This window comes from Erwinia sp., assembly GCF_031978025.1.
Taxonomy (GTDB): domain Bacteria; phylum Pseudomonadota; class Gammaproteobacteria; order Enterobacterales; family Enterobacteriaceae; genus Erwinia.
In genome coordinates this window covers 1-2,995 of the sequence record NZ_DALZCD010000386.1, presented here as the reverse complement: position 1 = coordinate 2,995, position 2,995 = coordinate 1, and the positions used below count along the sequence as shown (strand labels likewise).

The following is a 2,995-nucleotide window of genomic DNA, read 5'->3' as shown; positions in this document are numbered from 1 at the left end:
CCTTATCGACATAGTAAAATAATGTTATCTCTGTCTTAGGGGCATTGACAATAGAACACCCAAAATTGATAGAGCACAGAATTATAAAGTGCTGTTGAAGCCCGCCGACCAACCTATATCAAGTTGGTCGAGGGGATCTTCCGATGAAACAGTGTCCAACATTACGGGGTCAGTTCACTGGTGAGGCTTGTAGTTCCGTGAGTGTGGCACATATACAATGCCCATTCTTTCGCTAAAATACGCCAGTTTCGGAAAAAAACGAATTTATTTTATAGAAAATTGATTTGATTAATTTTTTTGCAAATTGAATGCTTGATGTCACTATTCAGCGATTATAAACTCCATGCTAACCAGGAGTTATAAAATAAATCTCACATTAAGTAAGGAAGACTCATGAGCTGGGACAAGCAGGATGCAGTCACCTATCTCAGATCACATGCATTGGGTAAATCTCACAGCGAGTGTGCCAGGTATACTCGTCAGGCGATAGAAGCGGGTGGAATAAAACTCGAACGAACTCATCATGCGAAGGATTACGGGCATATTCTTATACGGGCTGGTTTCAGAGAGTTGCTCCCGGCTACGATTTTGTTGCCTGGTGACGTTGCCATCATTCAGCCCTATGAAGGTGGAAACCCAAGTGGTCATATGACGATGTATGATGGCACAAAATGGATTTCTGACTTTGTACAACGCGATATGTATCCAGGCCCAGGATACAGAAGATTGCATCCCTCATTTAAAATTTATAGGATGGATTAATGAGAGCCCTATTATTCGCAGTAACATTCGTTTTATCTGCAAGTGCCTTTGCAAGCGCCGGGCAGGATGCAACACACCAGGCCAGGGAGTTTTATAAAGCTTACCTGACCGCATTTTCCAGCGATAATTCAGACACCTACCCACTTGAACTACTAGAAAAATATGTTGCAGCTGATACAGTAAGAAGGCTTAACCAAATTCTGCAGCTATCGGATCAGGACGTGCTGGAGTCCGACTACTTTACCTATTCCCAGGACTATGATCCCTCATGGATACCCACTCTTAAGGTTGAAGATGCAAAACCATCGGCTAATGGCGATGAAACCGTTCAGGTTTATCTTGGAATCGAGGACGGTAAAAAACTTCACCTTGAAGTATTTATGAAGCCTGAAAATAATTACTGGAAAATTTATCGGGTCCGTGATGTGACGAATAAGTATGAATCACGAATTTTTGATGATTCTGCCATCAAACAGGTGAAAGAATAAATTTACCAAAGTTATATTTAAGTCAGGACCGCCCGTGAGGGCGGCATGTATAATAATTCATCACGTGGATTTCATAAATTCTGAGTTAGCATAGCTCTCTTCACTATCATACTTAGTCACTAAACATTCAAAAAATAGCTTCCAGTTTCTTTTCCAGGCCCTCTTCTTCTATACCAGACAATTTTTCCCAAAATCAATTCACCGTTGTCAATCAGGAACAGCGCCTGCTATACGGAGTCAAAAGCCCGCCGTTAGCAAAACCTTTCAAGAGTAGTTTGTTACATGTCATAGCACCGAAATACGCGGCAGGATACAGAATCAGGCAGGCGTACCGCAGTTAGCCGCCAATCGCTTTAAGTAACACAAGAGTATTTGCCATAATATGCTGCCGATTGCTTCCCAGTTCCAGCAGGGAGTACTGAGAATATCTACAGCTTCGTAATCGCTATAGAGATCTGCATAGCCGACCTTATAGCGTGCAGATATTTTAGCGAAATTCTGCTGATGTTGAGCAACCTCACGCTCTGAGGCTGCAAAAACCTGCCGATATGCATCGAGGTTATTAGTCGTATCCCGAATATCCATTAGCGCCTGAGCCACCATTTTACGGTACTCTACTATAGCTAGCGCCTGTTGTGTTTTAGCATAATTCAGGTTGGCGTAATTTTTAGGCCAGCTAAATCGGCATGATAAGTGACGATGCTAAAGTCCGGTTTTTACTCAGATTACCTAATATGTGGCCAAAGGTCTCCGACGTATGATAAGTATTGTCGAACAAAGTAAAGACGGGCAGCAAAGCCGCGCGCTATGCCGATGGTACCGCTAGCAGATTTAATTTTCATCTCGTCAGCTATCACATCCGGTCGGTTGAAGATAACTTCCGACGTCAGCCGCTGCGATAAATCAGGGCTGTTAAACCGCTGCCCCATCCACCACGAATTTTCTGGCACTCTTCAATCGTCATTGCAGGTTTTAATCATCATTTTTATTTATTCATGGCTTTATACGCAGTTAAAAACCGCCCCAACAGTTAATTTGTATAAGTAAAACCCGACAATTATAAAAAGAAGAACTCTTAAGTAAGAAGAATGCGTTGCTAACAATACAGCTTAATGCGTTTATTTTTGTATAAATAAAATAACATTTAACGAAAATTATAAAATACAGGAAGACGCATCAACAAAGAGTGGATATAAGAAACGATTGAAATAATTCTACAGGAAGGAGAGAAAGCCAATTGAAAAGGGCCAGAGGTCTCTGGCCCTCAAAATTACATAGCGTATGAAAGCTGAATAGTCGTTTTAGTGTCAGTCTTGTCTGGTGCAGATGAAGGTGGGTTCTGGTTCCAGGTGACGTTATACGCCATCTTCAACGAGAAATGGTCGTTGATAGCCACCTGCAGACCCGTTTCGGAGTTCACCGTCGTGTCATCGCTGCCCAGTACAGACACGCCCTGAATGAATCGGGTGGTATCAGTCAACTGCCACTGATAGCTGGCCGCACCATAAGCCAGCGCCTGAGTTTCATGGCCACCATCGTGGTAATCGTCATAACGCACACCCGGACCGGCTTCCAGACGCAGCGAGTGCACCGGGCCATTCAGGATCTGGCGACCATAACCAGCAGCCAGAATAGAGCGACCGTCGTAGCCATTAAAGCGATCGCTTAACCAGCTGGCCTGACCAAACAGGTAATCAGAAGGATTGATGTTGTAACGTGAGCGACCGCCAACCTGATAGGTTTCA

At 43.5% G+C, this 2,995-nt stretch carries 3 protein-coding genes and 1 pseudogene; 2 read left to right on the top strand and 2 right to left on the bottom strand.

Annotation, left to right across the window (positions count from 1 at the left end; translation table 11 throughout):
• Nucleotides 1-393: 393 nt before the first annotated feature.
• Both RTK32_RS20660 and RTK32_RS20655 read left to right on the top strand, forming a co-directional pair.
• On the top strand, nt 394-762 hold the full coding sequence (locus RTK32_RS20660; RefSeq protein WP_312047224.1) for a hypothetical protein: 369 nt from the start codon (nt 394-396) through the stop codon (nt 760-762).
• The gene (locus RTK32_RS20655) at nt 762-1,250 is read left to right on the top strand and encodes a DUF3828 domain-containing protein (RefSeq protein WP_312047223.1); all 489 of its coding nucleotides are present in this window, start codon (nt 762-764) and stop codon (nt 1,248-1,250) included. Before RTK32_RS20660 ends, RTK32_RS20655 begins: the two co-directional genes overlap by 1 nt.
• Nucleotides 1,251-1,568: 318 nt before the next feature.
• On the opposite strand, the pseudogene RTK32_RS20650 reads toward RTK32_RS20655, so the two are convergent.
• Nucleotides 1,569-1,919, bottom strand: a pseudogene (locus tag RTK32_RS20650) (TolC family protein); the annotation flags it as partial.
• Between the two features lie 601 nt (nt 1,920-2,520).
• Nucleotides 2,521-2,995, bottom strand: a 475-nt coding sequence (locus RTK32_RS20645) for a DUF481 domain-containing protein (protein ID WP_312047221.1), incomplete at its 5' end; no start/stop codon positions are given.